General features: G+C 61.2%; 26 protein-coding genes and 1 tRNA gene. 21 read left to right on the top strand and 6 right to left on the bottom strand.

Annotated elements, in window-relative coordinates; translation table 11 throughout:
• The first annotated feature begins 13 nt into the window (after positions 1-13).
• Positions 14-583, top strand: a complete 570-nt coding sequence (locus tag GR198_RS16015; RefSeq protein ID WP_164069239.1) for a GNAT family N-acetyltransferase — start codon at positions 14-16, stop codon at positions 581-583.
• Between the two features lie 34 nt (positions 584-617).
• Here the strand turns inward: GR198_RS16015 and GR198_RS16010 are convergent, their stop codons facing one another.
• The gene (locus tag GR198_RS16010) at positions 618-872 is read right to left on the bottom strand and encodes a DUF2934 domain-containing protein (RefSeq protein ID WP_018448355.1); all 255 of its coding nucleotides are present in this window, start codon (positions 870-872) and stop codon (positions 618-620) included.
• A gap of 200 nt (positions 873-1,072) precedes the next feature.
• Between GR198_RS16010 and GR198_RS16005 the strand changes: the two genes are divergently transcribed.
• The 3 genes from GR198_RS16005 (at position 1,073) to GR198_RS15995 (ending at position 5,051) form a co-directional block, all read left to right on the top strand.
• Entirely contained in the window at positions 1,073-2,509 is a 1,437-nt protein-coding gene (locus GR198_RS16005) for a DUF6880 family protein (RefSeq protein ID WP_029874665.1), read from the top strand.
• Between the two features lie 36 nt (positions 2,510-2,545).
• On the top strand, positions 2,546-3,106 hold the full coding sequence (locus GR198_RS16000) for a DsbA family protein (RefSeq protein WP_029874664.1): 561 nt from the start codon (positions 2,546-2,548) through the stop codon (positions 3,104-3,106).
• A 313-nt stretch (positions 3,107-3,419) separates the two neighbouring features.
• Positions 3,420-5,051 (top strand): ArnT family glycosyltransferase, encoded by a 1,632-nt coding sequence (locus GR198_RS15995; RefSeq protein ID WP_029874663.1) that lies wholly within the window; start codon positions 3,420-3,422, stop codon positions 5,049-5,051.
• 347 nt (positions 5,052-5,398) lie between these two features.
• Here GR198_RS15995 and GR198_RS15990 read toward each other — a convergent pair.
• Positions 5,399-5,488 (bottom strand) — tRNA-Ser (locus tag GR198_RS15990).
• Between the two features lie 304 nt (positions 5,489-5,792).
• Here GR198_RS15990 and rplU point away from each other — a divergent pair.
• From rplU to GR198_RS15970, 4 genes are all read left to right on the top strand, one after another.
• Positions 5,793-6,110 carry a 50S ribosomal protein L21 gene (gene rplU, locus GR198_RS15985; protein WP_003543907.1) on the top strand — a complete coding sequence of 106 codons (318 nt, stop codon included), beginning with the start codon at positions 5,793-5,795 and terminating at the stop codon, positions 6,108-6,110.
• Positions 6,111-6,143: 33 nt separating this feature from the next.
• Positions 6,144-6,413: a 50S ribosomal protein L27 gene (gene rpmA / locus GR198_RS15980; RefSeq protein WP_003543909.1), complete on the top strand. Its 270-nt coding sequence runs from the start codon at positions 6,144-6,146 to the stop codon at positions 6,411-6,413.
• A gap of 126 nt (positions 6,414-6,539) precedes the next feature.
• Positions 6,540-7,196: a GNAT family N-acetyltransferase gene (locus tag GR198_RS15975; RefSeq protein ID WP_003543911.1), complete on the top strand. Its 657-nt coding sequence runs from the start codon at positions 6,540-6,542 to the stop codon at positions 7,194-7,196.
• On the top strand, positions 7,193-7,780 hold the full coding sequence (locus GR198_RS15970) for a GNAT family N-acetyltransferase (protein ID WP_029874662.1): 588 nt from the start codon (positions 7,193-7,195) through the stop codon (positions 7,778-7,780). The genes GR198_RS15975 and GR198_RS15970 overlap by 4 nt, the downstream gene beginning before the upstream one ends.
• Before the next feature lie 92 nt (positions 7,781-7,872).
• Here the strand turns inward: GR198_RS15970 and GR198_RS15965 are convergent, their stop codons facing one another.
• Entirely contained in the window at positions 7,873-8,739 is an 867-nt protein-coding gene (locus GR198_RS15965) for an endonuclease/exonuclease/phosphatase family protein (protein WP_029874661.1), read from the bottom strand.
• A gap of 84 nt (positions 8,740-8,823) precedes the next feature.
• Between GR198_RS15965 and obgE the strand changes: the two genes are divergently transcribed.
• The 7 genes from obgE (at position 8,824) to modC (ending at position 16,317) form a co-directional block, all read left to right on the top strand.
• Positions 8,824-9,918, top strand: a complete 1,095-nt coding sequence (gene obgE / locus GR198_RS15960; protein WP_130686937.1) for a GTPase ObgE — start codon at positions 8,824-8,826, stop codon at positions 9,916-9,918.
• Positions 9,905-11,074, top strand: coding sequence for a glutamate 5-kinase (gene proB / locus GR198_RS15955; RefSeq protein ID WP_164054652.1), 1,170 nt, complete (start codon positions 9,905-9,907; stop codon positions 11,072-11,074). The genes obgE and proB overlap by 14 nt, the downstream gene beginning before the upstream one ends.
• Positions 11,067-12,350: a glutamate-5-semialdehyde dehydrogenase gene (locus GR198_RS15950; RefSeq protein ID WP_164069238.1), complete on the top strand. Its 1,284-nt coding sequence runs from the start codon at positions 11,067-11,069 to the stop codon at positions 12,348-12,350. The genes proB and GR198_RS15950 overlap by 8 nt, the downstream gene beginning before the upstream one ends.
• Entirely contained in the window at positions 12,325-12,987 is a 663-nt protein-coding gene (locus tag GR198_RS15945) for a nicotinate-nucleotide adenylyltransferase (RefSeq protein WP_077977989.1), read from the top strand. The genes GR198_RS15950 and GR198_RS15945 overlap by 26 nt, the downstream gene beginning before the upstream one ends.
• A gap of 496 nt (positions 12,988-13,483) precedes the next feature.
• The gene (gene modA, locus GR198_RS15940; protein ID WP_164069237.1) at positions 13,484-14,275 is read left to right on the top strand and encodes a molybdate ABC transporter substrate-binding protein; all 792 of its coding nucleotides are present in this window, start codon (positions 13,484-13,486) and stop codon (positions 14,273-14,275) included.
• 276 nt (positions 14,276-14,551) lie between these two features.
• Positions 14,552-15,253, top strand: coding sequence for a molybdate ABC transporter permease subunit (modB, locus tag GR198_RS15935; RefSeq protein ID WP_011654024.1), 702 nt, complete (start codon positions 14,552-14,554; stop codon positions 15,251-15,253).
• On the top strand, positions 15,250-16,317 hold the full coding sequence (modC, locus tag GR198_RS15930) for a molybdenum ABC transporter ATP-binding protein (RefSeq protein WP_164069236.1): 1,068 nt from the start codon (positions 15,250-15,252) through the stop codon (positions 16,315-16,317). The genes modB and modC overlap by 4 nt, the downstream gene beginning before the upstream one ends.
• Here the strand turns inward: modC and GR198_RS15925 are convergent, their stop codons facing one another.
• Complete coding sequence (locus GR198_RS15925) at positions 16,318-16,695, bottom strand: winged helix-turn-helix domain-containing protein (protein WP_164054667.1); 378 nt, start codon at positions 16,693-16,695, stop codon at positions 16,318-16,320. It abuts the gene before it with no gap.
• Positions 16,696-16,905: 210 nt separating this feature from the next.
• Between GR198_RS15925 and rsfS the strand changes: the two genes are divergently transcribed.
• From rsfS to GR198_RS15895, 6 genes are all read left to right on the top strand, one after another.
• Positions 16,906-17,349, top strand: a complete 444-nt coding sequence (gene rsfS / locus GR198_RS15920) for a ribosome silencing factor (protein WP_032984631.1) — start codon at positions 16,906-16,908, stop codon at positions 17,347-17,349.
• 118 nt (positions 17,350-17,467) lie between these two features.
• Entirely contained in the window at positions 17,468-17,950 is a 483-nt protein-coding gene (rlmH, locus tag GR198_RS15915) for a 23S rRNA (pseudouridine(1915)-N(3))-methyltransferase RlmH (RefSeq protein ID WP_029874652.1), read from the top strand.
• Between the two features lie 172 nt (positions 17,951-18,122).
• The gene (locus tag GR198_RS15910; protein ID WP_029874651.1) at positions 18,123-19,526 is read left to right on the top strand and encodes a murein hydrolase activator EnvC family protein; all 1,404 of its coding nucleotides are present in this window, start codon (positions 18,123-18,125) and stop codon (positions 19,524-19,526) included.
• A complete protein-coding gene (locus tag GR198_RS15905) occupies positions 19,516-20,838 on the top strand; it encodes a S41 family peptidase (RefSeq protein ID WP_003543943.1) in 1,323 nt (440 codons plus the stop codon). Before GR198_RS15910 ends, GR198_RS15905 begins: the two co-directional genes overlap by 11 nt.
• A 76-nt stretch (positions 20,839-20,914) precedes the next feature.
• Positions 20,915-22,111: a divergent polysaccharide deacetylase family protein gene (locus tag GR198_RS15900; protein WP_164069235.1), complete on the top strand. Its 1,197-nt coding sequence runs from the start codon at positions 20,915-20,917 to the stop codon at positions 22,109-22,111.
• A gap of 64 nt (positions 22,112-22,175) precedes the next feature.
• Complete coding sequence (locus GR198_RS15895; protein WP_164069234.1) at positions 22,176-22,709, top strand: RNA pyrophosphohydrolase; 534 nt, start codon at positions 22,176-22,178, stop codon at positions 22,707-22,709.
• A gap of 80 nt (positions 22,710-22,789) precedes the next feature.
• Here the strand turns inward: GR198_RS15895 and bfr are convergent, their stop codons facing one another.
• Together bfr and GR198_RS35830 are read right to left on the bottom strand one after the other, a co-directional pair.
• Positions 22,790-23,275: a bacterioferritin gene (gene bfr, locus GR198_RS15890; protein ID WP_164069233.1), complete on the bottom strand. Its 486-nt coding sequence runs from the start codon at positions 23,273-23,275 to the stop codon at positions 22,790-22,792.
• A complete protein-coding gene (locus GR198_RS35830) occupies positions 23,241-23,639 on the bottom strand; it encodes a (2Fe-2S)-binding protein (protein WP_080658240.1) in 399 nt (132 codons plus the stop codon). The genes bfr and GR198_RS35830 overlap by 35 nt, the downstream gene beginning before the upstream one ends.
• Positions 23,640-23,726 lie beyond the last annotated feature (87 nt).

Below are 23,726 nucleotides of genomic sequence, written 5' to 3'. Positions count from 1 at the left end.
ATAATTTGCCCGGATGCAGGATCGCTTCTCTTTCTTCCCCGCCACCGCCGACCGCCTGGCCGATATAGAAGCGGTCCTCGACGATTGCGCCGACGGCCGGAATTGTCGCTGCGCCTACTGGTATCTCCCGAATGCCGACTGCAAGGCAGGATGGGGCGAGGGAAATCGCAACTGGTTCCGAAGCCTACTCACCGAACCGCGCCCGCCCGGCATTCTCGGCTATCATGAGAACGAGCCGGCCGGATGGTGCGGTGTCGCGCCGCGCACCGTATTCGATCGGCTGCGCCGCTCAAAACCCTTTGCGCCGGTCGATGACAAGCCGGTCTGGTCGATCAATTGCTTCATCGTCCGCAAGCCGTTCCGGCGGCAGGGTCTGTCGCGATTGTTATTGAAACACGCCGTTGAATTCGCAAGCGCGAACGGCGCCGAATGTCTCGAAGCCTACCCTGTCGATCAGGCAGCCCGTGCTTCGAACGGAGCCGGGCTCTATCCGGGAACGCTATCGATGTTTCTGGATGCCGGTTTCGTCGAAGTTGCAAGACGCCTGTCGGCAAGACCTGTGGTCCGCCTGGAATGCCGCTGAATATTTCGGCAACCCAGGGATTGATAAATACGGCCTAGCGAGCTGCCTTGATCTGCCGGTCGTTCTCGACGGCCGGCGCCGCCTCGTCATAGATCCGCATCAGCCGCCCGGCCGCCTTCAGCTTCTCGATGAGATCGTTCCCATCAGGCGAGGCTTTCGTCAGCTCCAGCTGCTCGAACTCCCTCAGCGCCTGCGCCCAATGGCTTTCCCCACGCCCATCCGGCCTGCCTTCCGATTCCCATAGTGAATAAGCGCGCTGGCTGACCCAGGCGTCTTTATTATGACTCATAATCAACCCCAGCGAGAAATTTGGAAGCAATATTCGACAGCCAACAAGGTGCCAAAACCGGCTTTAGGAGTCGTTACGAGGCAGCGTTAGTTTTTAGCTAATACCAAGGTGCCAAGGGATTATCCCGTGCACACATTTCCAGGCCTTGGCCTCGTACCGCCTCCAGGATAGGGTCATCGCAGAAACGACAGCGATGACCGATGGCAGCCAAGACGACACTCAATGCGAAGAATCTCGAATCCCTTGGTGCGCAGCGCCTTGCCGAGCTGCTGATCGAGATCAGCATGGGCAGTGCTGCCCACAAGCGACGGCTTCGAATGGAGCTTGCCGGCAATCACGGAAGCGTCGAGGTGGCGCGTGAAGTGCGAAAGCGGCTTGCCAGCATTGCCCGCGCCCGCACCGTCATTAACTGGCGCAAAGTGAAAGCGCTGAAGAGCGATCTCGAAACCCAGCGCAAGACGATTGCAGAGACGGTTGCCGCCGATGATCCCCAGGAGGCGTTCGAACTGATATGGCAGTTCCTCGCACTGGCGAATCCGATTTTTGAGAGATCCAGCGACAGCAGCAGTTCTCTCATCCAAAGTTTTCATCAGGCTTGCGACGATGCTGCCGCAATCGCCGCGTCCACCAAGATCGACTCCAATGTGCTGGCCGACAAGGTGTTCAAAGCCGTGCAGGACGATGATTACGGCCAGTACGACAACCTGATTGCGGCGATGGCGCCAGCTCTCGGCAAGGATGGTCTCGATTACCTGAAAACGCTCTTCGTCCAATGGTCCAAGGAGCCGAAAGACAAGCCGGCTAATGACAAGCGCGAGGTCATCGGCTGGGGCAGTGCAGGCCCCCTTTACGAAGATGAGATCTACGGCACGCACCAGGATCTGACGGTGCGCATAGCCTTGCAGGAAATTGCCGATGCCCAGGGCGATGTTGATGACTACATCGCTCAGCAACCCGAGAAAACGCGCAAGATGCCGATGATTGCGGCCGACATCGCCAATCGCCTGGTCTCGGCGGGCCGGGCGGAGGAGGCACTTGAGATGCTGAATGAGGTCGATGCGACAGGCCAGGCCGGCATGCCATTCGAATGGCAGCTCGCGCGCGTCGAGACGCTCGAGGCCCTGGGGCGGCGAGAGGAAGCTCAAACCTATAGATGGACGTGCTTCGAGCAGTCGCTGCACGATCAGCATCTCCGCGCCTTCCTCAAGCGACTGCCGGACTTCGATGATCTGGAGGCAGAGGAGAAGGCATTCGCTTATGCCCAGGCTTTCCCGGAGGTCCACCAGGCGCTTACATTTTTCCTGAATTGGCAGGCACCCGCCGAGGCAGCGAAACTCGTGATGAGGCGGAAGGCGGAACTGGATGGCAATCTCTATGAGCTGATGCCGCCGGCGGCCGAAGCTCTGGCGGAGAAACATCCGCTTGCGGCAACCATCCTCTTGCGCTCCATGATCGATTTCGCGCTCGATAGCGGCCGGTCCAGCCGCTATAAGCATGCGGCGAGGCATCTTGCGGACTGCGCATCGCTTGCGCCTCATATCAATGACTTCGGCAACACAAGATCCCATGACGCCTATGTCACAGAACTCAAACGTCGGCACGGCAAGAGGCATGGCTTCTGGAGCCAGGTGACCTAAGTCGCTGCGGATGCTTTACCTTCAGAGAGGAATTTCATGACGACCATTTCCTGGCATGCAGATCCGCTCACTTGGGGCAACGGACCCCGCATCTTCGAAGCCTTTCTGGAACCGACTTGCCCCTATTCGGTCAAAACGTTCAAAAAGCTCGATGACCTGCTGAGCCAGGCCGGCGAAGACAAGATCACCGTGAAGATCCGCCTGCAGTCGCAACCTTGGCATATGTATTCGGGCGTCCTCGTCCGCTGCATCATCGCAGCCTCGACGCTGGAAGGTGGCAAGCAGACAGCAAAGAAGGTGATGGCTGCCATTGCCGCCCATCGCGAGGAGTTCGAATTCGAGCGTCATGCCGGCGGCCCGAATATGGATGTGACGCCGAACCAGATCATCGAACGCCTGGAAGCCTACAGCGGCGTCAAGCTGAAAGAAGCCTTCGCAATCCCGGATCTCGACCGGGAAATCAAATGGCACTGCAAATATGCCCGGCAGAACGGCATCCATGTCTCGCCGACCTTCATGATCGACGGGCTGGTGCAAGCCGACATGAGCAGCGGTGACGAGGTTGAGGTCTGGGCGAAGAAGGCGCTGGGCAACTGACGCTGGCTGAGCGACAGAAACTATCAAGGTGAGCCGTCTCGCCGATGCCCTTATTGTGTTCGCATGGGGGATGGAGTCAGTAATCAATCTGGGCTAATTGCTTTTTAAGGCATTGCTGATGAACTGCCGTCATGACAAAGCCGCCCCGCAAGCCTTCCAAGCCGCTGCTCGGTGAAGCCTACGAGCCGCTCCGCAGCCGACCGCGCCGGCGGCGAGATCCCGCTCAGCCTAATCTTCCTCTCGATAATCTTCCTCTCGATCCGATGACGGCGCGTATCGCGCCGCGTCGGGGGTCGGGGAGGACACGGTTCAGATGACCGACGACCCGAAATTGAATCGGGCCGAAGGTCAGCAATGTCAGCAGCAGACGACCGACCGGGACATGGTTGCTCGCAACTACCTGAGCCTCAACACGGCGATCTTGCTGGGAATCCTGTTTATTGCGATCGTCTTCAGGTTCCACAAGATCACCTTGCCGCTGGTCGACGGCTTCAGCTGGCGCGAGATAAGCACTGCAATGATGGCCGACAATTTCCAGCAGCGCAGCTGGAACATCTTCTTTCCAGAGGTCAGCTGGACCGGGCCCGGACCAAGCTATCAGGGCCGCGAGTTCCAGATCGTCAGCTATCTCACAGCCTTGCTCTACCAACTCTTCGGCTGGCACGACTGGTTCGGCCGCGTGGTTGCGGCATTCTTCGGTCTGGTGACGGTGTTTTCGCTACACAGGCTGACGGCGCTATGCTGGGGCGAGATGCACGCCCACGCGGCGGCGCTGGCCTACGCGCTGATGCCGGCGGCGATCATGATCGACAGCTCGTTTCTTCCCGATCCCGCGATGCTGGCCTTGGTCACTCTTGGTGTCTGGCTGTTCGCCAAATACTGGGCCGGCGGCAGCGGCTGGCTCCTGCCGCTCGCCACGGTCAGCTTCTCGCTCGGCGTGCTGTCGAAGCCGCCAGGCATCGCTGCCGGCGCCGCCATCTTCTATCTGATGGTCTGCTGGATTTTGGAGAAGAAGCGAAAGCAGGCGACCTGGGTTTTCCTGTCGGGGCTTTTGAGCCTGGCCATCATCTGCGCTTACTTCAGCTGGGCGATTTACCTCGGCCGCAGCTACCCGCCGTTTCATGTCGCCGGCACTGGCGGCTATATCTGGGATTACGGCTTCTGGACATATGTCAGGGACAGGTTCTACTTCAAATCCTTATGGAACACCTCGGTCTTGTGGTTCTACGGCTATCCGTTCCTGGTGCTGCTGGCCGTCGGCTTGTGGATACCACTCAGCCGCGCCGAAGACCCGAAGCAACGCAGCCTTTCGGCCATTCCCTATGTCTGGCTGACTGCGGCCATCATCCTCTATCTGGCGGCGGCGGGCGAGATCACCAGCAACGTATGGAACTTTCACATCTTCCATGTGCCGATCGCGATGTTCTGCGGCCACGGCGCGCTTCTTCTGGCAACGCTTGGGTCGAGAACCGTTCTGACGCCGGCGGTGGTGCTTCGCTCGATCTTCATCGTGGCCATCGCGCTTGCCTGGTCGACCTTGCCCCTCGTCAGAACGATGAAGAAGCCAATCGCCATGAACGGCAAGCTGCTTGGCGAGGAACTGGCGCGGTTGGCGCAACCGGGCGACCTTGTCGTCGCCATCGCCCCTGAGGTCGGCGATCCCGTCGCAGTCTATTACAGCAGGGCGCGCGGCTGGGTGTTCCCGCCTGGCGGAGGTGATGCGGAATGGTCGAAATTCGCTGCGGATGACGCCACCGCGATCGCGCAGATCGAGGAACTGCGCGCACAGGGCGCCGATCTGTTCGGCGTGGCCAAGAATGCCACCGACAAGGAGGGCCGGCTGTTCATCGAGCATCACGATGGGGTCATCGACTATCTGGACAGGACCGCAACCAAACTTGCGGATTTGAATAATTTGCTGATCTATAGAATCACCCGTCCATGAGCACCGTGACAGCCTGGCTCATGGGCCTTCAACCTCATCACGCCCGGCACTTTCGCGGTGAAGACGATCGCGTTTTTTCCTCACCTATATCTTGGGTGCGCTGCGCTTCTGCAATGGGCGACGTGGTGCACGGCCGTTTCGGCGCCGGCCGCAATCCGTCGCGCAACGCTCACATCAAGCGCCGGGCTGCAGCATATGGCTCTGACGAGCGCGGCTTGAGCCCGCGCGGCGTGTCAGCGCAGATGATCAAGGAGACAGCCGATCTCGACGTCCGCTTCTACGCAGGCTTCGCCGAAGATCGAAAGATAGAGGGAGGACGCGGACACCCATTACGGTCGAAGGCCGAATGGCGGAGAGGGTGGGATTTGAACCCACGATACCCTTGCAGGTATGCCGCATTTCGAGTGCGGTGCATTCGACCACTCTGCCACCTCTCCGCGGTCTGGTCGGCGCTTGTTCGGCGCGGGCGTTCTCATAACGGGCAAATGACAGGCTGGCAAGCCGAAAAGTCGAAGCATTCCATCCTTTTGCCTTGACACCTTTTTGTCACTCGCGTATCTCGGCTGCGCAATAGGTTTGGAGAAATCCGCGCCTTAGCCGTCCCGCGCTCGCGCGGGGCTTCACCGGCAGGAAGAGTTCGAGGATTAGACCTCTGAAATCCCTGCTTAACTTCGACTGATAAAAAGACAGCCACCTGCTGGATTAGCGGGGAGCGCTGGAACGAACATGAAAGGATAAAAAATGTTCGCAGTCATCAAGACCGGCGGTAAACAGTACCGTGTGGCAGCCAACGACGTGCTGACCATCGAAAAGCTGGAAGCCACCGCTGGCGACTCCATTGAATTCACCGAAGTGCTCGTGATCGGCGAAGGCGCCGACGCTGCGATCGGTGCGCCCTTCGTAACCGGCGCCTCTGTCAAGGCAGAAGTCGTCGAACAGAACCGCGGCAAGAAGGTCATCGCCTTCAAGAAGCGCCGCCGTCAGAATTCGAAGCGTTCGCGCGGCCATCGTCAGCATCACACGGTCGTCCGTATCACGGACATCGTGGCTGCCAAGTAAGATCAACGGGACAAGGTTTAAAGGAGAACTCCAATGGCACACAAAAAAGCTGGCGGTTCATCGCGCAACGGTCGCGATTCTCAGTCCAAGCGCCTTGGCGTGAAGAAGTTCGGCGGCGAAGCCGTCATCGCAGGCAACATCATCGTGCGTCAGCGCGGTACTGAGTGGCATCCGGGTTCCAACGTCGGCCTCGGCAAGGATCACACGATTTTTGCGCTTACCGCCGGCAATGTGAACTACCGAACCAAGGCCAACGGTCGCGTCTACGTGTCTGTCATGCCGAAAGCGGAAGCAGCGGAATAAGCCGGTAGCGCTCAAAAACAGCCGGCGTCTCATCGACCCGGCTGGCCGTATCAGGTTCAGTCTAGAAAACAGGGGAGATGGGGCGCCATCTCCCCTTTTTCTTTACCCCTCAAGGAGGACTGAACCATGCAAGGCGAATTGTTAAGGGTAGACCAATCACGGTCTCCCCAGGAAGACCAGCGGTCTTCCACGGAGCGGCTGAGGCCGGAACGGTTAAGGACCGATTGCCCTGTCTTGTTATCGGAAAGGCTCGTCATGCGCGCGCCCCACGAAGAAGACATCGACGCCCTTGCCCATCTCGCCAATAACGCCAAAGTCGCCACCATGGTATCGCGTATGCCGCACCCTTATACCGCCGATGATGCTGCTGACTTCGTGCGTCGCACGAAAAATGGCGAGATTGGCAAGTGCGTCTATGCGATCACCAAGGCCGAAAACGGCGCCTTTATCGGCTGCTGCGGCGTGGAACCGCAGACAGACGGCAAGACCGTCGAGATCGGCTATTGGCTGGGCGAGCCCTATTGGAACAAGGGTTATACGACCGAGGCCTGCCACGCCCTGGTCGATATGGTGTTCAGGACCCGTCAGGACGTCGATCAGATCGACGCCCGTTGCCGGGTAATGAACGTCGCCTCGCGCCGCGTCATCCAGAAGTGCGGCTTCCAGTTCCAGGGTTCGGGGCTCGCCGCCTCGCTGGCGCTCGGCAGCAACGTGCCGGTCGAATGGTACAGGCTCGACCGCAAGACCTGGATGTCCCTCAGAAGCTGGGGGAACATCGCATGAGCACGACTGCGCTGCAAAGGCCTGAGGTCAAGCCGATGATGCCCGGCCCCGCGCCTGTTATCTCGACCGCCCGGCTGACGCTCCGCCCCCATAGGCTGAGCGATGCGCCTGATATCGCGGAATCGCTCTCCGATTTCGCGGTCACGCGCATGCTGTCCCGCGTACCCGCGCCGTTCGACCGGCAGGATGCGCTGGACTGGCTGATCCCGGTCACCTCGGGCACCCTGCCCGACTGGCCGCTGGCGATTACCGGCAAGGACGATGTCCATATCGGTAACGTCTCGATCGAGTTGCGCCACGGCCGCTGGCACCTCGGCTACTGGCTGAACCGCTATTACTGGCGGCGCGGCTATATGAGCGAGGCGGTGACGGCGATCATCGAGCGCTTTTCGCGCCGCATGCCGGAGACGCCGATCCATTCCGGCGTCTTTGCCGACAACCCGGCTTCGCTGCGACTGCAGGAGAAGCTCGGTTTCCACATGACGGGCTGCGGCGAAATCTATTGTTTCGCCCGCAACACCATGGTGTCGCACATCGAAACCGTGCTGCAGCCTGGCATGCTGCAGCCGCGGAAGGTCGCCTGATAGAGCATGATGCCGAAAAGTGTATGCGGTTTTCGGACAACATCATGCTCTAGGACTAGAAAGGAGACGCCGCCATACAGGTGGCGTCTCCGTCAATCACCGATCTCGACCCAGACGGGGAAATGGTCGGAGCCGACGGACAGCGTATCGATCCGGGCGGATTTCAACCGGCTCTCCAGGCCGCAACTGACGAAGCAGTAATCGAGATGCATGCGTTTGCCGTGATCTTCGGGATCCATCCAGCTGTAGCTCTCCGGAGAGTAAGCCTCCAGCGCCGCAAAAGCGTCGACCGGCGTACCGATCCTCGCCACGCGGCCGTAATATCCGCCGCCGGCACCGGCAAGCGCGCAATATTCCGGCGATTCCGGCTCCAAATTGAAATCGCCCATGATGACGTAATCCTCCGGCAGCGGCGGCTCCGGCAGATCAAATTCGCCACCCCCGGTCAGCGATCCACCCTCCTGGACGAAGGCATTGATACGCGCGTTCAAGAATTGCAGCTGGCGAATGCGCTCGTCGGCGGAGACATGGTCGAGATGGATGCAGTAGACGCGGATCGCACCGCCGGGTGCGGCGATCACCGCCTCGGTTGCGCCGCGCTGCAGGTTGATCATGCCGATCGTCCGGCTGCGCGGCAGAAGCAAAGTCCGTGTCGAGAGGATCGGCCAGCGCGACAGCACCATGTTGCCGAACTGGAAACGGGTCCCGCGCACCGGCTGGAACCCGCCGTCATCAGCTTCGACATGCATGTCGCAGGCTGGCCCATACACCCAGAAATAGTCGGGAAAGAAGGCTGCAACATCGGCCACCATGTCGGCAAAACCGTTGCGGGAAAATCCGCGGGTCACCTCCTGCAGCGCGATGACATCGGCCCCCTCGAGACTCCGGGCAATGCGCGCCAGATCGTATCTGCCGTCGAGACCGAAGCCGTACTGTATGTTATAGCTCGCGAAATTCACGATAATCTTTGACCTCCGTCGGAACCGCCTATATCGAATGGGCCAAGACGGGCCGTCCAACCGCCACTGAATATTGGAAGTAAAATGAAATTTCTCGACGAAGCAAAGGTCTATATCAAGTCCGGGGACGGCGGCGGCGGCAGCGTTTCCTTCCGGCGCGAGAAATTCATCGAGTTCGGCGGCCCTGACGGAGGCGACGGCGGACGCGGCGGCGACGTCTGGGTCGAGGCCGTTAACGGCCTCAACACGCTGATCGATTTCCGCTTTCAGCAGCATTTCAAGGCGACGATCGGCACCCATGGCATGGGCAGGAACCGCACCGGCGCCAATGGAAGCGACGTGACGCTGAAGGTTCCGGTCGGCACCCAGATCTTCGAGGAGGACCAGGAAACGCTGATCTGCGACCTGACCGTGGAAGGCCAGCGTTACTGCCTCGCCCATGGCGGCAACGGCGGCTTCGGCAACGCCCACTTCAAGACCTCGACCAATCAGGCGCCGGATTGGGCCAATCCCGGCCTGCCCGGCGAAGAAAAAACCATCTGGCTTCATCTGAAACTGATTGCCGATGCCGGCCTCGTCGGCATGCCGAATGCCGGCAAGTCGACCTTCCTTGCCGCTGTCACCCGGGCCCGGCCGAAGATCGCCAACTATCCCTTCACCACGCTGCATCCCAATCTCGGCGTCGCCACCATCGACGAGCGGGAATTCATCCTTGCCGACATTCCGGGCTTGATCGAAGGCGCCCATGAAGGTGTCGGCATCGGCGACCGTTTCCTCGGCCATGTCGAGCGCACCCGCGTGCTGCTCCACCTCATCTCCGCCCAGGAGGAAAAGGTCGGCAAGGCGTATAAGACGGTCAAGCACGAGCTCGAAGCCTATGGAAACGATCTGACCGACAAGGCGGAGATCGTGGCGCTGTCGCAGATCGACGTGCTCGATGATGCCGAACTGAAGAAGAAGACCAAGGAATTGGCCAAGGCCTGCGGCAAGACGCCGTTCCAGATTTCGGCCGTCACCGGCAAGGGCATGACCGAGGTGCTGCGCGCACTCCGCGACATCATCGTCGAAGCCAATACCGAGGAGAAGCCGGCCAAGGTGCCGAAGCTGCGCCATCGCGACATGGTCGTCACCGATGAGGGCGAGGACAAGGGTGGGGACGAGGGCGATGACCAGCCGTAAGCCGCTTGGCCGCTACCGCCGCATCGTCATCAAGATCGGATCTGCGCTTCTGGTCGACCGCAAGGCCGGGCTGAAGAAAGCCTGGCTCGACGCCATGTGCGCCGATATCTCCGGCCTGAAGGCCAAGGGCATCGATGTGCTCGTCGTCTCTTCGGGCGCAATCGCGCTCGGCCGCTCGGTGCTCGACCTGCCGTCAGGCGCGCTGAAGCTGGAAGAAAGCCAGGCGGCGGCGGCCGTCGGGCAGATTGCGCTGGCGCGCGCCTGGTCGGAAAGCCTGTCACGCGACGAGATCGTCGCCGGCCAGATCCTGCTGACGCTCGGCGATACCGAGGAGCGCCGCCGCTATCTCAATGCGCGCGCCACCATCAATCAGCTTTTGAAGATCGGCGCCGTGCCGATCATCAATGAAAACGACACGGTTGCCACCAGCGAGATCCGCTATGGCGACAACGACCGGCTAGCCGCCCGCGTCGCGACGATGACCGGCGCCGATCTGCTCATTCTTCTCTCCGATATCGACGGTCTCTACACCGCGCCGCCGCATCTCGATCCGAACGCAACGTTCCTGGAAACGATTGCTGAAATCACCCCGGAGATCGAGGCAATGGCCGGAGGCGCGGCCTCCGAGCTTTCGCGCGGCGGCATGCGTACCAAGATCGATGCCGGCAAGATTGCGACGGCATCAGGCTGCGCCATGATCATCGCTTCCGGCAAGACCGACAACCCACTGTCGGCAATCGAAAACGGTGCGCGTTCCTCCTGGTTCGCGCCATCTGGCACACCCGTTACCGCCCGCAAGACCTGGATTGCCGGGCAGCTGCAGCCGGCCGGCGAACTGCATGTCGATGACGGCGCCGTCGCGGCCCTCGGGGCCGGCAAGAGCCTGCTTCCAGCCGGCGTTCGCAGCGTTTCCGGCCTCTTCAGCCGCGGCGATACGGTGGCGATCATCGGCCCGGCCGGCCGCGAGATCGCCCGCGGTCTGGTAAGCTACGATGCCGACGACGCCCGTCGGATTGCCGGCCGCAAGTCGGCGGAGATCGAAGCCATTCTCGGTTATGCCGGGCGCGCCGCCATGGTCCATCGCGACGACATGGTAATGACCGCGCAGATCGGATCGAAATCGGAAAGGCAGAAGAAGGACGCGAGCTATGCTTGATACCGTTGCGCCAGACCCTGACATTGACGTGCTGATGAACGACATCGGCCGCAAGGCAAAGGCTGCCGCACGACCGCTGGGCTTTGCGTCCACCGAGGCCAAGAACAGCGCGTTGAACGCCATGGCCGATGCGATCCTGGCGAATAAGACGCATATTCTTGCCGAGAACGCCAAGGACCTGAAAGACATCGAAGGCACCGATATGCTCGCTTCCTTCGTCGACCGGCTGACATTAAACGACAAACGCGTCGCCGAAATGGCCGAGGGAATCCGCGCCATCGCTGCCCTTGCCGATCCGGTCGGCGAGGTTATCGCTGCCTGGGACCGGCCGAACGGGCTGAAAATCAAGCGCGTCCGCACGCCGCTCGGCGTCATCGGCGTGATCTTCGAAAGCCGGCCGAACGTCACCGCGGATGCCGGCGCCCTTTGCCTCAAGGCGGGCAATGCCGTTGTCCTGCGTTGCGGCTCGGATTCGCGCCGTTCATCGCAGGCTATCCATGCGTGCCTGGTCGAGGGCCTGAAGGCGGCGGGACTTCCAGAGCATGCTATCCAGCTCGTGCCGGTCACCGACCGCGCCGCGGTCGGCGCCATGCTGCGCGGCTTGGACGGGGCGATCGACGTCATCGTGCCGCGCGGCGGCAAGAGTCTGGTTGCCCGCGTGCAGAGCGAGGCTCGTGTGCCGGTTTTTGCCCATCTCGAAGGCCTTTGCCACATCTATGTCGATGCCTCGGCCGATATCGAGATGGCGAAGAGGATCATCGTCAACGCCAAGATGCGCCGCACCGGCATCTGCGGCGCGGCCGAAACCCTGCTCGTCGATGGCGCCGCGATCGGCACGCATCTGACGCCGCTGCTCGAGGTTCTGACGGAGGCCGGCTGCGAGGTCCGCGCTTCGCCGACGGTGCTGAAGGTCGCCCCCGGCATGAAGCCCGCGACCGAGGAGGACTGGTCGACCGAATATCTCGACGCGATCATCTCCGTTGCCGTCGTCGACGGCATATCGGGCGCCATCGCCCATATCCAGACATATTCCTCCAACCACACCGAGGCGGTTATCGCCGAGGACCCTGCCGTCGTCGCGCGTTTCTTCACCGAAGTCGATTCGGCAATCCTGCTGCACAATGCCTCGACGCAGTTTGCCGATGGCGGCGAGTTCGGCATGGGTGCGGAAATCGGCATCGCCACTGGCAAGATGCATGCCCGTGGCCCCGTCGGCGTCGAACAGCTCACCTCTTTCAAATATCGGGTGCATGGTGCCGGACAGACGCGGCCCTGACGTGACGACCGAGAATGTGGACCGGCACTATCTCCGCATGCCGCACAGCGAGCGCGGCATGGTCGTGGGTCTGTTCGGCGGTTCGTTCAATCCGCCGCATCAGGGCCACGCCCTCGTCGCTGAAATCGCCCTCAAGCGGCTCGGCCTAGACCAGCTCTGGTGGATGGTCACCCCGGGCAATCCGCTGAAGAGCCGCAACCAGCTCGCTCCGCTTGCCGAGCGCATTGCCGAAAGCGAGCGCGTTGCCGCCGATCCGCGCGTCAAGGTCACCGCCTTCGAACAGACACTCGGCACCAGCTACACCGCCAACACGCTTGCCCGCGTCAAGGCGCGCAATCCGCATGTGCATTTCATCTGGATCATGGGCGCCGACAGCCTGCAGACCTTTCACAAATGGCAGAAATGGCAGGAGATTGCCCGCACCTTCCCGATCGCGGTGATTGATCGGCCGGGCGCGACGCTCTCGTTCCTGTCCTCGAAAATGGCCAGGACCTTCGATTTCGCCCGTGTCGATGAGGATGACGCGCGTGTTCTCTGGAAGAAGCGTGCGCCGGCCTGGACCTTCATCCACGGACCGCGCTCCGGCCTGAGTTCGACGGCAATCCGCAACGGCTCGTCGCACAGCGACGCCGAATAGCCCAATTTTCAGAAGATCCCGAAAACGAGAAAGCCCGACGGGGGAGGAGATCCGTCGGGCTTATAAACTCGATCGACAACTGGGAGGAGGAGTGTTGTCGACCCTATCGAACGGCTATGGGAGGAGGAGAAGCCGTTCGATGAGTGTGTTGTAGCATATTTCGCAGGAAGATGAATATCGATTGGTGCATTGCAGCAATGCATTGCGTGCAATCCTGCACAGTCTTGTGGCTTCGGCATTGCCGTTTTTCTTAGCAGAGACCGACGGGGCATGCGCCGCCGCCGGGAGACCTTGCGGTTTGCCAACCTGTCGCTCGGGTATTTCCACCCTATGGATCTCACGCTGCGGTTCAAGCCATGCACTTCAACAACGCGTAACTATGGGGTCGTTGCGGACACCGCAGTCCAATACGGTTATATTTTCCTGGATATATCCCTAGCCAAGATGCCTCGCCCGTTATATTCGTCGCAATATTTCGAACTCCGGGGAATGAATTATGCAGAACCGCCGCCGATGGATGAAACTGGCAACCGCCGCGATCGCAGCCCTCTGGCTTGGCGCAGCAGCGCTTCCGGCGCCTGCCGCCGCAGCCGAAAAACTTACAGTCTTTGCAGCGGCGAGCCTCAAGAATGCGCTCGACGCCGCCAACGCCGCCTGGGCAAAGGAAAGCGGCAAGGAAGCCGTCGCCTCCTATGCGGCGAGCGGCGCGCTGGCCAAGCAGATCGAAAACGCGGCACCCGCCGATATCTTCATCTCGGCCGACCTCGCATGGATGGACTACGTCGCCGACAAGAACCTGATCAAGGCCGATACGCGCTCCAACCTGCTCGGCAACAAGATCGTGCTCGTTGCCGAAAAGGCCAAGGCAAAGCCGGTCGAGATCAAGCAGGGCTTCGATCTTGCGGGGCTCCTCGGTGACGGCAAGCTTGCCATGGGTGAACCGAAATCGGTTCCGGCCGGCAAATACGGCATGGCCGCGCTCGAAAAGCTCGGCGTCTGGAAATCGGTCGAAACCAAGGTCGCCGGCGCCGAAAGCGTGCGCGCTGCCCTTGCCCTCGTTTCGCGCGGCGAAGCGCCTTATGGCATCGTCTACCAGACGGATGCCGCAGCCGATAAGGGTGTCGCCGTCGTCGGCACCTTCCCCGCCGAGTCCCATCCGCCGATCATCTATCCGATTGCAATCCTTGCCGAGAGCAAGAACCCGGATGCATCAGCCTATCTCGATTTCCTGAAATCCGACAAGGCAGCCGCCTTCTTCACGGCGCAGGGTTTCACCATCCTGAAATGATTGAGAAGTTGAGATGATTGCGGAATCGACAGTGACCGCTTAGCGTGAAGACTCAATAAGGCGAGCCGCAGATAGCAGTCTGGTTCGTGCCGATGTTGCCCCTCACCCCAACCCTCTCCCCGTAAACGGGGCGAGGGGACGTGCCCAGCGAGACGTTAGCGAGGGACGGAGAGGTTGCGGCTATTCCCCTTCGCCCCGCGAGCGGGGAGAAGGTGCCGGCAGGCGGATGATGGGCAGGCATCGGGTGATGCCGGATTTCCAGGGAGACCATCGCATTTGAACATATTGGGCTTGAGCAATGAGGAATGGACAGCGATCCTGCTCAGCCTGCGCGTCTCGATTGTCGCCATGTTGGCAAGCCTGCCCTTCGGCATCCTCGTCGCCCTGCTGCTTGCCCGCGGCCGCTTCTGGGGCAAGTCGGTGCTGAACGGCGTCGTTCACCTGCCGCTAATCCTGCCTCCGGTCGTCACCGGTTTCCTTCTCCTCATCCTGTTTGGCCGCCGCGGTCCGATCGGCAGCCTGCTCGACCAGTATTTCGGCATTGTTCTCTCCTTCCGCTGGACGGGCGCGGCCTTGGCCTGCGCCATCATGGCCTTTCCGCTGATGGTGCGCAGCATCCGCCTGTCAATCGAGGCGGTCGACCGTAAGCTGGAAGAGGCGGCAGGAACCCTCGGCGCCGGTCCTGTCTGGGTTTTCCTGACAATCACCCTGCCGTTGACCCTCCCCGGCATCATCGCCGGTATGATCCTCTCTTTTGCCAAGGCGATGGGCGAATTCGGCGCGACGATCACCTTCGTCTCCAACATTCCGGGCGAAACCCAGACGCTGTCGGCGGCGATCTACACCTTCACCCAGGTGCCGGGCGGCGATGCCGGCGCGCTGCGCTTAACGCTCGTCGCCGTCGTTATTTCCATGGCCGCCCTGCTCGCCTCCGAATTCCTCGCCCGTCTCGCCGGCCGGAGGATCGACCCGGAATGACGCTGATCGTCGAGGCAAAACAGAGGCTCGGCGCCTTTTCGCTCGATGCCGCCTTCACCTCCGAGCGCGGCGTCACCGCGCTGTTCGGCCGTTCCGGCTCCGGCAAGACCTCGATGATCCGCATCATCGCCGGCCTTGCCCGCCCGGACGAAGGCCGCGTCGTCCTCGACGGCGAGCCCCTGACCGAAACCGCAACCGGCATTCTCGTCCCGAAACATCGCCGCCGCTTCGGTTATGTCTTCCAGGAAGCGCGGCTTTTCCCCCATCTCAGCGTTCGCGCCAATCTGTTCTACGGCCGATGGTTTGCGGCGAGAACGGCGCGCGGCGAGAGCTTCGACCACATCGTCGACCTGCTCGGCATCGAGACGCTGCTGGAGCGCAGCCCCTCAAAACTTTCCGGCGGCGAGAAGCAGCGCGTCGCCATCGGCCGCGCGCTTCTCTCCTCGCCCCGCCTGCTGTTGATGGACGAGCCGCTCGCCGCCCTCGATGAGGCGCGTAAGGCCGAAATCCTGCCTTATCTCGAGCGATTGCGCGACGAAACCGACATACCGATCGTCTATGTCAGCCACTCGATCGCCGAGGTGGCGCGGCTGGCAAACCAGGTCGTCGTCATGCGTGACGGCAAGGTGGAAGCGACAGGCCCCGCCATCGACATATTGAGCCGCCCCTCCACCGCCTCCGACCGGCGCGAGGCAGGCGCACTACTGGAAGGCACGGTGGAAAGCTTCGATGCGCGACACTATCTATCGACGGTCGCGTTGAAATCCTGTCGGCTCCATATTCCGGGCGCGGCCCTTGCGCCCGGCAAATCGGTCCGCATCCGCATTCCCTCCCGCGATGTCATGCTGGCGACCGCAAGGCCTGAGGGGCTCAGCGCGCTGAATATCCTGGAAGCAAGGATAGACGGGATGTCATCGACCGAGGACGGAACGGTGGAAATCCGGCTCGATTGCGGCGGCGATATCATTCTTTCCCGGATCACGACACTGTCCTGCGAGCGTCTGGATCTTCGACAGGGAAGGGCGATCTTCGCCATCATCAAGACAGTTGCCCTGGAGGCCTGATCAGCCGCGCTCGCCCTGCTGCAGGTTGCGCTTGGCCTCGAGCCAGGCGAGGTCCTCAGCAAGGCTGGTCCGCACCGTCTTTTCCATCCGGCGGAAACGCTCGAGCAATTCCTCGCCGAACGGCGTCAGCGCCGCGCCGCCGCCCTTCTGCCCGCCGCGCTGCGATTCCACCACCTGTTCGTTAAACATCCGGTTCATCTCGCTGACCAGCAGCCACGCCCGCCGATAGGACATGTCCATCGCCCGCCCGGCCGCCGAGATCGATCCAGTCTGGCGGATATGCTCCAGCAGTTCCATCTTGCCATGGCCAAGACGATCCTCGTCCGGGAAGCTGATTCGCAGGACGGGCACGAGTGTTTTTGCGGCTGAGTCGGTCATTGAATCTGGAGATCGTGGAATTTGCCGCACTTTACGCTGCGGCATGGAAACTGTACACCGCCCGCACGAGGCCACCCCGAGCAGCCAAATACTTCAATTCGAACGGCAGATCGGATTTTCGGCCGTTCTGTACCTTAGCATGTCTTGAAACATTAATGGTTTGATGCCTATCTTAACCATGATCCGGTCGCGATCGGATCTGTGTTGTGCATAGTTTGTCATTCCAGGAAAGGGAAAGCACTGACAACAGTACACGCCAAGGGAAAAACGCTCGCCGTTATCCCGAAGAGTGCGGAACGTGGCGCCGATGCCGCCGCCCGTGCCCTAGAAACCGTCCTCGCCAGCCTCGAGGACTCCAAAGCTGAAGATATCGTCACCATCGACATTGCCGGAAAATCGGCGCTGGGAGACTACATGATCGTCGTCTCCGGCCGCTCGAACAGGCATGTCATGGCGATCTCGGATCACCTGCTCACCGACCTGAAGGACGACGGCCTCGGTACGGCCCGCGTCGAAGGTCAGGAAGGCGGCGATTGGGTCCTGATCGACACCGGTGACATTATCGTGCATGTGTTCCGTCCCGAAATCCGCGAGTTCTACAACATCGAAAAGATGTGGGCGGCTCCGGATATGGATGAAGAAACACGGCACTAACAGGCAAGCCGGCATTCTGTCCGGCGCCTGAGACGTGGCATTGGCTGGCCGGCAAACAGATAAGCCGGCCGGTGGCGCGGTGTGCGCCCGATGTGCCGCATGAGCGGGAGCGGATGAAATGCGAATAGGTCTTTTTGCGGTGGGACGGCTGAAGTCCGGCCCGGAAAAGGATCTTGCCGCCCGTTATTTCGACCGTTTCGCCAAGGCCGGCCCTGCCGTCGGCCTCGAATTGACCCGCGTTGCCGAAGTTGCCGAAAGCCGGGCCTCCAATGCCGAGACCCGCAAGCGTGAAGAGGCGGCGATGCTTCTGAAATCGCTTGGCGATGGCAGCATCCTCATTCTTCTCGATGAACGCGGCAAGGCGCTCGACAGCGAAGCCTTCGCAAACCTGCTCGGTTCCTATCGTGACCAGGGCAAGCGCGAGCTGACCATCGCAATCGGCGGTGCCGACGGCCTCGATCCCTCCCTTTACGACCGCGCCGATGCCACGCTGTGCCTGGGCAAGATGACCTGGCCGCACCAGCTCGTGCGCACGCTGATCGCCGAGCAGCTCTATCGTGCCGTCACCATCCTGTCTGGTCACCCCTATCACCGCGTCTGATGCCGCATCGGCCTGATGTGTCGGTAATCGCAATGTCACGCAGCCGTGTTTTGCTAGGCAGCCCGTTCTCCTTCAAACTTTCTGGCAAAGCGCACCAAATCAGCTTAGTCTCCGCGCGATTTGAGAAAGTGCCCCAACACGCATGACGAGAGCATCCACCAGGCGACACCGCATGATCCTGCCGGCTATCGCGGCCGGCGTCGGTGTGGCGGTGATTGTCATGTCGGCAAACCCGTTCATCGTCCGGGCGCAGGATGCCGCGCCCGAGGCGGCACAATCCGCACCGCAGCCGGCAGCCGAGCCCGCGCCACCGCCCGATCCGGCGGCCGAACTTGCCGCCAAGCGTGATCAGACCCGTGCCGAACTCGAAACCCTGTCGAAAACGATCAACCTCTCCACCGACAAGGTGAGCGCGCTTCAGCAAAGTATCGCCGATCTCGAAAAGAGCACGGAAAGCATCCGCCAGGCACTGATCGATTCCGCTGCCCGCCGCAAGGCGCTCGAAAAGCAGATCCTCGAAAGCGAGAAGAAGCTTGCCGATCTCGGCGTCAAGGAGGATGGCATCCGCCGTTCTCTGCACGAGCGCCGCGGCCTGCTAGCCGAGGTGCTGGCAGCGCTCCAGCGCATGGGCCGTAACCCGCCGCCCGCTTTGCTCGTTACCCCCGACGATGCGCTCGCCTCCGTGCGCAGCGCCATTCTGCTCGGCGCCGTCGTGCCCGGCATCCGCAAGGAGACCGACAAGCTTGCCGCAGACCTCGCAAGCCTCGCCGCATTGCAGACCGCAAGTGCTGCCGAGAAGACCTCGCTGACCGGGACGATGACTGATGGCATCGAGGAAGAACGGCGCATGGACCTGCTGCTTGCTGAAAACGACAAGCTCAGCCGCAGCAACGCCGCCGAACTCGGGGCCGAAAGGAAACGTTCCGAGGAGCTGGCGGGCAAGGCGACCAGCCTTGAAGGCCTGGTCGCCTCGATGGAATCCGAGATCGCATCGGTGCGGGATGCCGCCGCTGCCGCCCGTCAGGCGGAGGAGAACCGCAAGCTGCTGACGGACGAGCAGCGCGCCCAGGCCAAGGCGCTCGCCGACAGCGGCGTGCCCGATAAAAACCGCATTGCGCCCGCATATCCCTTCGGAGAATTGAAGGCGAAATTGGAGGTGCCCGTTACGGGCGATATCCTGCGCCAGTTCGGCGATGCCGACGGCACCGGGCACGAGGCCATGGGAATGACGGTCGCCACCAATCCAGAGACAGTGGTGACGGCGCCTGCGGATGGTCTGGTGGTTTTCGCCGGTGTATTCCGCAGTTACGGCCAGATGATTATCCTCGACGCGGGCGATGGATACCATCTGGTTCTCTCGGGAATGGATACGATCAATACCCGTCAGGGAAAATTCGTTTTCTCCGGCGAGCCGCTTGCCGTGATGGGCGCGAAAAGAGTGGCAAGCGCAACTGCATTGGCGCTGGAAACGAACCGGCCAACGCTTTACATTGAATTTCGAAAGGACGGTAAACCGGTCGATTCCCGGCCGTGGTGGACCGCCAAAGACACTGGAAAGGCACGCAATGATTCGTAGGGCTTCTCTTGTTCTGGTCGGCGCATTGATGGGTGCGACCGCAATGAGCGTCATTTACTCGGCGGGTGTGCCGGCAGAAGCGGCCGGATCCTCGACCTACAAGGAACTTTCGGTTTTCGGAGATGTCTTCGAGCGTGTGCGTGCGCAATATGTGACGCCGCCTGCGGAAGACAAGCTGATCGAGAACGCCATCAACGGCATGCTCTCCTCGCTCGATCCGCATTCGAGCTACATGAATGCGAAGGACGCCGAGGACATGCGCACCCAGACCAAGGGTGAGTTCGGCGGCCTCGGCATCGAAGTCACGATGGAAGACGAACTCGTCAAGGTCATCACCCCGATCGACGATACGCCCGCCGCCAAGGCCGGCGTTCTCGCCGGCGACTACATCTCCGAGATCGACGGCCAATCCGTGCGCGGCCTGAAGCTGGAAGATGCAGTCGAGAAGATGCGCGGCGCCGTCAACACGCCGATCAAACTGACGCTGATCCGCAAGGGTGCCGACAAGCCGATCGAGCTGACGATCGTCCGTGACGTCGTCGCCGTCCAGGCAGTCAAGTCGCGTGTCGAGGACGATGTCGGTTATCTCCGCATCATCTCCTTCACCGAGAAGACCTATCCCGACATGGAAAAGGCGATCAAGAAGATCAAGGACACCGTTCCGGCCGACAAGCTGAAGGGTTATGTTCTCGACCTGCGCCTCAATCCGGGCGGTCTGCTCGACCAGGCGATCAACGTCTCCGATGCCCTGCTGCAGCGTGGCGAAGTCGTTTCGACCCGTGGCCGTAATCCAGATGAAACCCGCCGCTTCAATGCCGGCCCGGGCGACCTGACGGATGGCAAGCCGGTGATCGTGCTGATCAACGGCGGTTCGGCTTCCGCATCGGAAATCGTCGCCGGCGCTCTTCAGGATCTGCGCCGTGCTACCGTTCTCGGTACGCGCTCCTTCGGCAAGGGCTCCGTCCAGACGATCATCCCGCTCGGCGAAAACGGCGCGCTGCGCCTGACCACGGCGCTCTACTACACGCCGTCGGGCCGCTCGATCCAGGGCACCGGTATCACCCCCGACATCAAGGTCGAGGAGCCGCTGCCGGAGGAACTGCAGGGCAAGATGGTGACCGAAGGCGAATCCAGCCTGCGAGGCCACATCAAGGGCCAGAGCGAGACGGACGAAGGTTCGGGCTCCGTTGCCTACGTCCCGCCGGACCCGAAGGACGACGTTCAGCTGAACTACGCGCTCGACCTTCTGCGCGGCAAGAAGACCGATCCGGCCTTCCCGCCGAACCCGGACAAGGCCGTCGTCGCCAAGTGATCGATCAACTCAAGGCCGGGCACTCGCCCGGCCTTGACCCTTTATGCTGTTTCCCGGTTTTGGAGCGGGCGAAAAATTGGGAACGGACCTGCATGCGCCTTTGGGCCGCAACCGCAAAACCGGCAGCCGGCGCCCAGGTATCCTGCGCCTCGGCCGTATCGCCGCCAGTCTCTGCCTTTTTGCGATAGGCGGCTTTTCCCTCTATACGGCATTTCGCGGCGATGAGTTCGAACGCACCAAACCGCCGGCGAACGAACAAGCCGCAACACCCCCTGCCAATACTCCTCAGCCGCCGACGGCCACCACGGGCCAAGCGGCAGACGGTATGCCCCGCGCCGACCCGCGCTCGGGCGCCAATGTCGAGCAGATGGTCACCGGCGACGGCTCGGTCGTCACCAAATACAGCCCCCGCCCGCGCGACGGCGGCGGGCCGGTGCTGGTCGACGCCATGCAGATCGGCCAGGATCCGCGCATGGCAGCCCAGCCCAATGAAGCACTGCTCGAAGAGACGCCTTTTGGCAGGCTGCCGATCGTCGGCCCCGATGGCCGGCGGCCGATGGATCAATATGCTCGCCCCTCGTCCGGCGCGCGCGGCGTCCGCATCGCCATCGTCGTCAGCGGCCTCGGGCTCAGCCAGACCGGAACGCAGCGCGCCATCGCGAAATTGCCGGAAGAGATCACCTTCGCTTTTGCCGCAAGTGGCAACAGCCTGCAGCGCTGGATGCAGGAAGCCCGCCGCGGCGGACACGAGATACTTCTGCAGGTGCCGCTTGAACCCTTTGATTATCCGGCAAACGATCCAGGCCCGGAAACGCTGCTGACCACGAAACCCGCTGCCCGCAACATCGAAAACCTGCACAAGGCGATGGGCGAGATCACCAACTATACCGGCGTCATGAATTATCTCGGCGGCCGTTTCCTGTCTGATGCCGCCGCCATGGAACCCGTCATGCGCGACATCGGCAAGCGCGGGTTGCTGTTTCTCGACGATGGCACATCGGCGCAGTCGAAGACGGCAGCGATCGCCAAGGGAGCCGAACTGCCCTATGCCTTCGCCGACCTGCAGCTCGACGGCCAGCTCGATATCAACGCCGTCCTGAAGAAACTCGACGAGCTCGAGCGCATCGCCCGCAAGAATGGCCAGGCGATCGGCGTCGCCTCGGCTTTCGATGAGAGCGTTGACGCCATCGCCAAATGGAGCGAGGAGGCCGCGATGCGCGGCATCGAGATCGTCGGCGTTGCCGCCCTTTCCAACGACCCCCGGAATCCTTGAGAAGAATCCTTGAGATGGATCCTTGAGAGGAATCCCTGAGAAGAATCCCAGAACGGAGAAGAAGATGAGCCAGGCGACCGTGAAAGCCGAGGATCTGCCCTACCGCCCCTGCGTCGGCGTGATGATCCTGAACCGCGATGGCCTCGTCTGGGCCGGGCGGCGCATCTCTGACGGCAATTCCGAATATGATGGCTCGCCGCAGCTCTGGCAGATGCCGCAGGGGGGCATCGACAAGGGCGAGGATCCATTGGACGCCGCCTACCGCGAGCTTTACGAGGAGACCGGCATCAAGACAGTGACGCTGCTTGCCGAAGCGAGACACTGGATCAACTATGATCTGCCGCCGGCACTGATCGGCATCGGGCTGAAGGGAAAATTCCGCGGCCAGACGCAGCGCTGGTTCGCCTTCCGCTTCGACGGCGACGACAGCGAGATCGCCATCAACCCGCCGCCTGGCGGCCACGAGCCGGAATTCGATGCCTGGGAATGGAAGCCGATGCAGCAACTGCCGGGGCTAATCGTACCCTTCAAGCGCGCCGTCTACGACCAGGTGGTGGCCGAGTTCCAGCACTTGGAAACGCTTCAATCGGAAGACTGATCAAGGCAGGATGACCGCCTCCGTTTGCGCTCAGATTGGGCACACCGGCCGCCATGGGCGGCCGGTATCTCGTTCGAATATTATTCGACTTCGTTGGCAGAATCGGCGTTGAGCTGGCCGTATTTGCTCTCGCCGATTTTCTCGAGCAGGTCGATCTGTGTTTCGAGGAAGTCGATATGACCTTCCTCGTCCGCCAGCAGCTCCTCGAAAAGTTTCATGGAAACATAGTCGCCGGCGTCATGACAGATATCGCGCGACTTTTTGTAGGCCGCGCGGGCGTCGTACTCGCCGGCAAGATCTGCTTCCAGAACTTCCTTGACGTTCTGGCCGATGCGCAGAGGTGCAAGGGTCTGCAGATTGGGATGGCCTTCAAGGAAGATGATGCGTGCAACAAGCCGATCGGCATGGTGCATCTCTTCGATGGATTCGGCGCGCTCCTTCTTGGCGAGCTTGGTGTAGCCCCAGTCCTCAAGAAGACGATAATGAACCCAGTATTGGTTGACCGCACCGAGTTCGAGGAACAACGCCTCGTTAAGCCGCTCGATGACCTTTTTGTCGCCTTTCAATGTCCGCTCTCCTGTTTTCCTCATGGAATTGTTTCAAGCGGGACATGAAATCAAATATTTCGGCCTCCGTCGAGTGGCGACGGGCGTGATACTCCTCGGTTGTCTGGATAATGAGGTCGACGACGTTGGGGAAACAGCCGCAGCAACGGCCGCGTTTCTCCATGGCGTGGTAGACTTTCGCAGGCACGATAAGCTGCCAACAGTCTTCATCGAGAAGGTTGGTGATAACCTCCCGGATTTCTTTATCGGTTATATAATTGCAGCTGCAGACGAGCACGTCTTCATTCCAAACATGACACTGACTATCGTGTTTTCTGCTAAAGAAGATGGTGGCTGTCAAGAAAAAATTCGAGTCCCGCAGCATCAAACAACGGTGTCCGGTGAGGCCTTCATGCATATCGTCCGGGATTATGCAGCGGTTTCAGGATGATGACGCCATAAGGCAAATGAA

The organism is Rhizobium leguminosarum, from assembly GCF_010668065.1.
Classification (GTDB): domain Bacteria; phylum Pseudomonadota; class Alphaproteobacteria; order Rhizobiales; family Rhizobiaceae; genus Rhizobium; species Rhizobium leguminosarum_S.
Note: the sequence above shows the minus strand (reverse complement) of the source record. Positions and strands in the feature narration are given on the sequence as shown.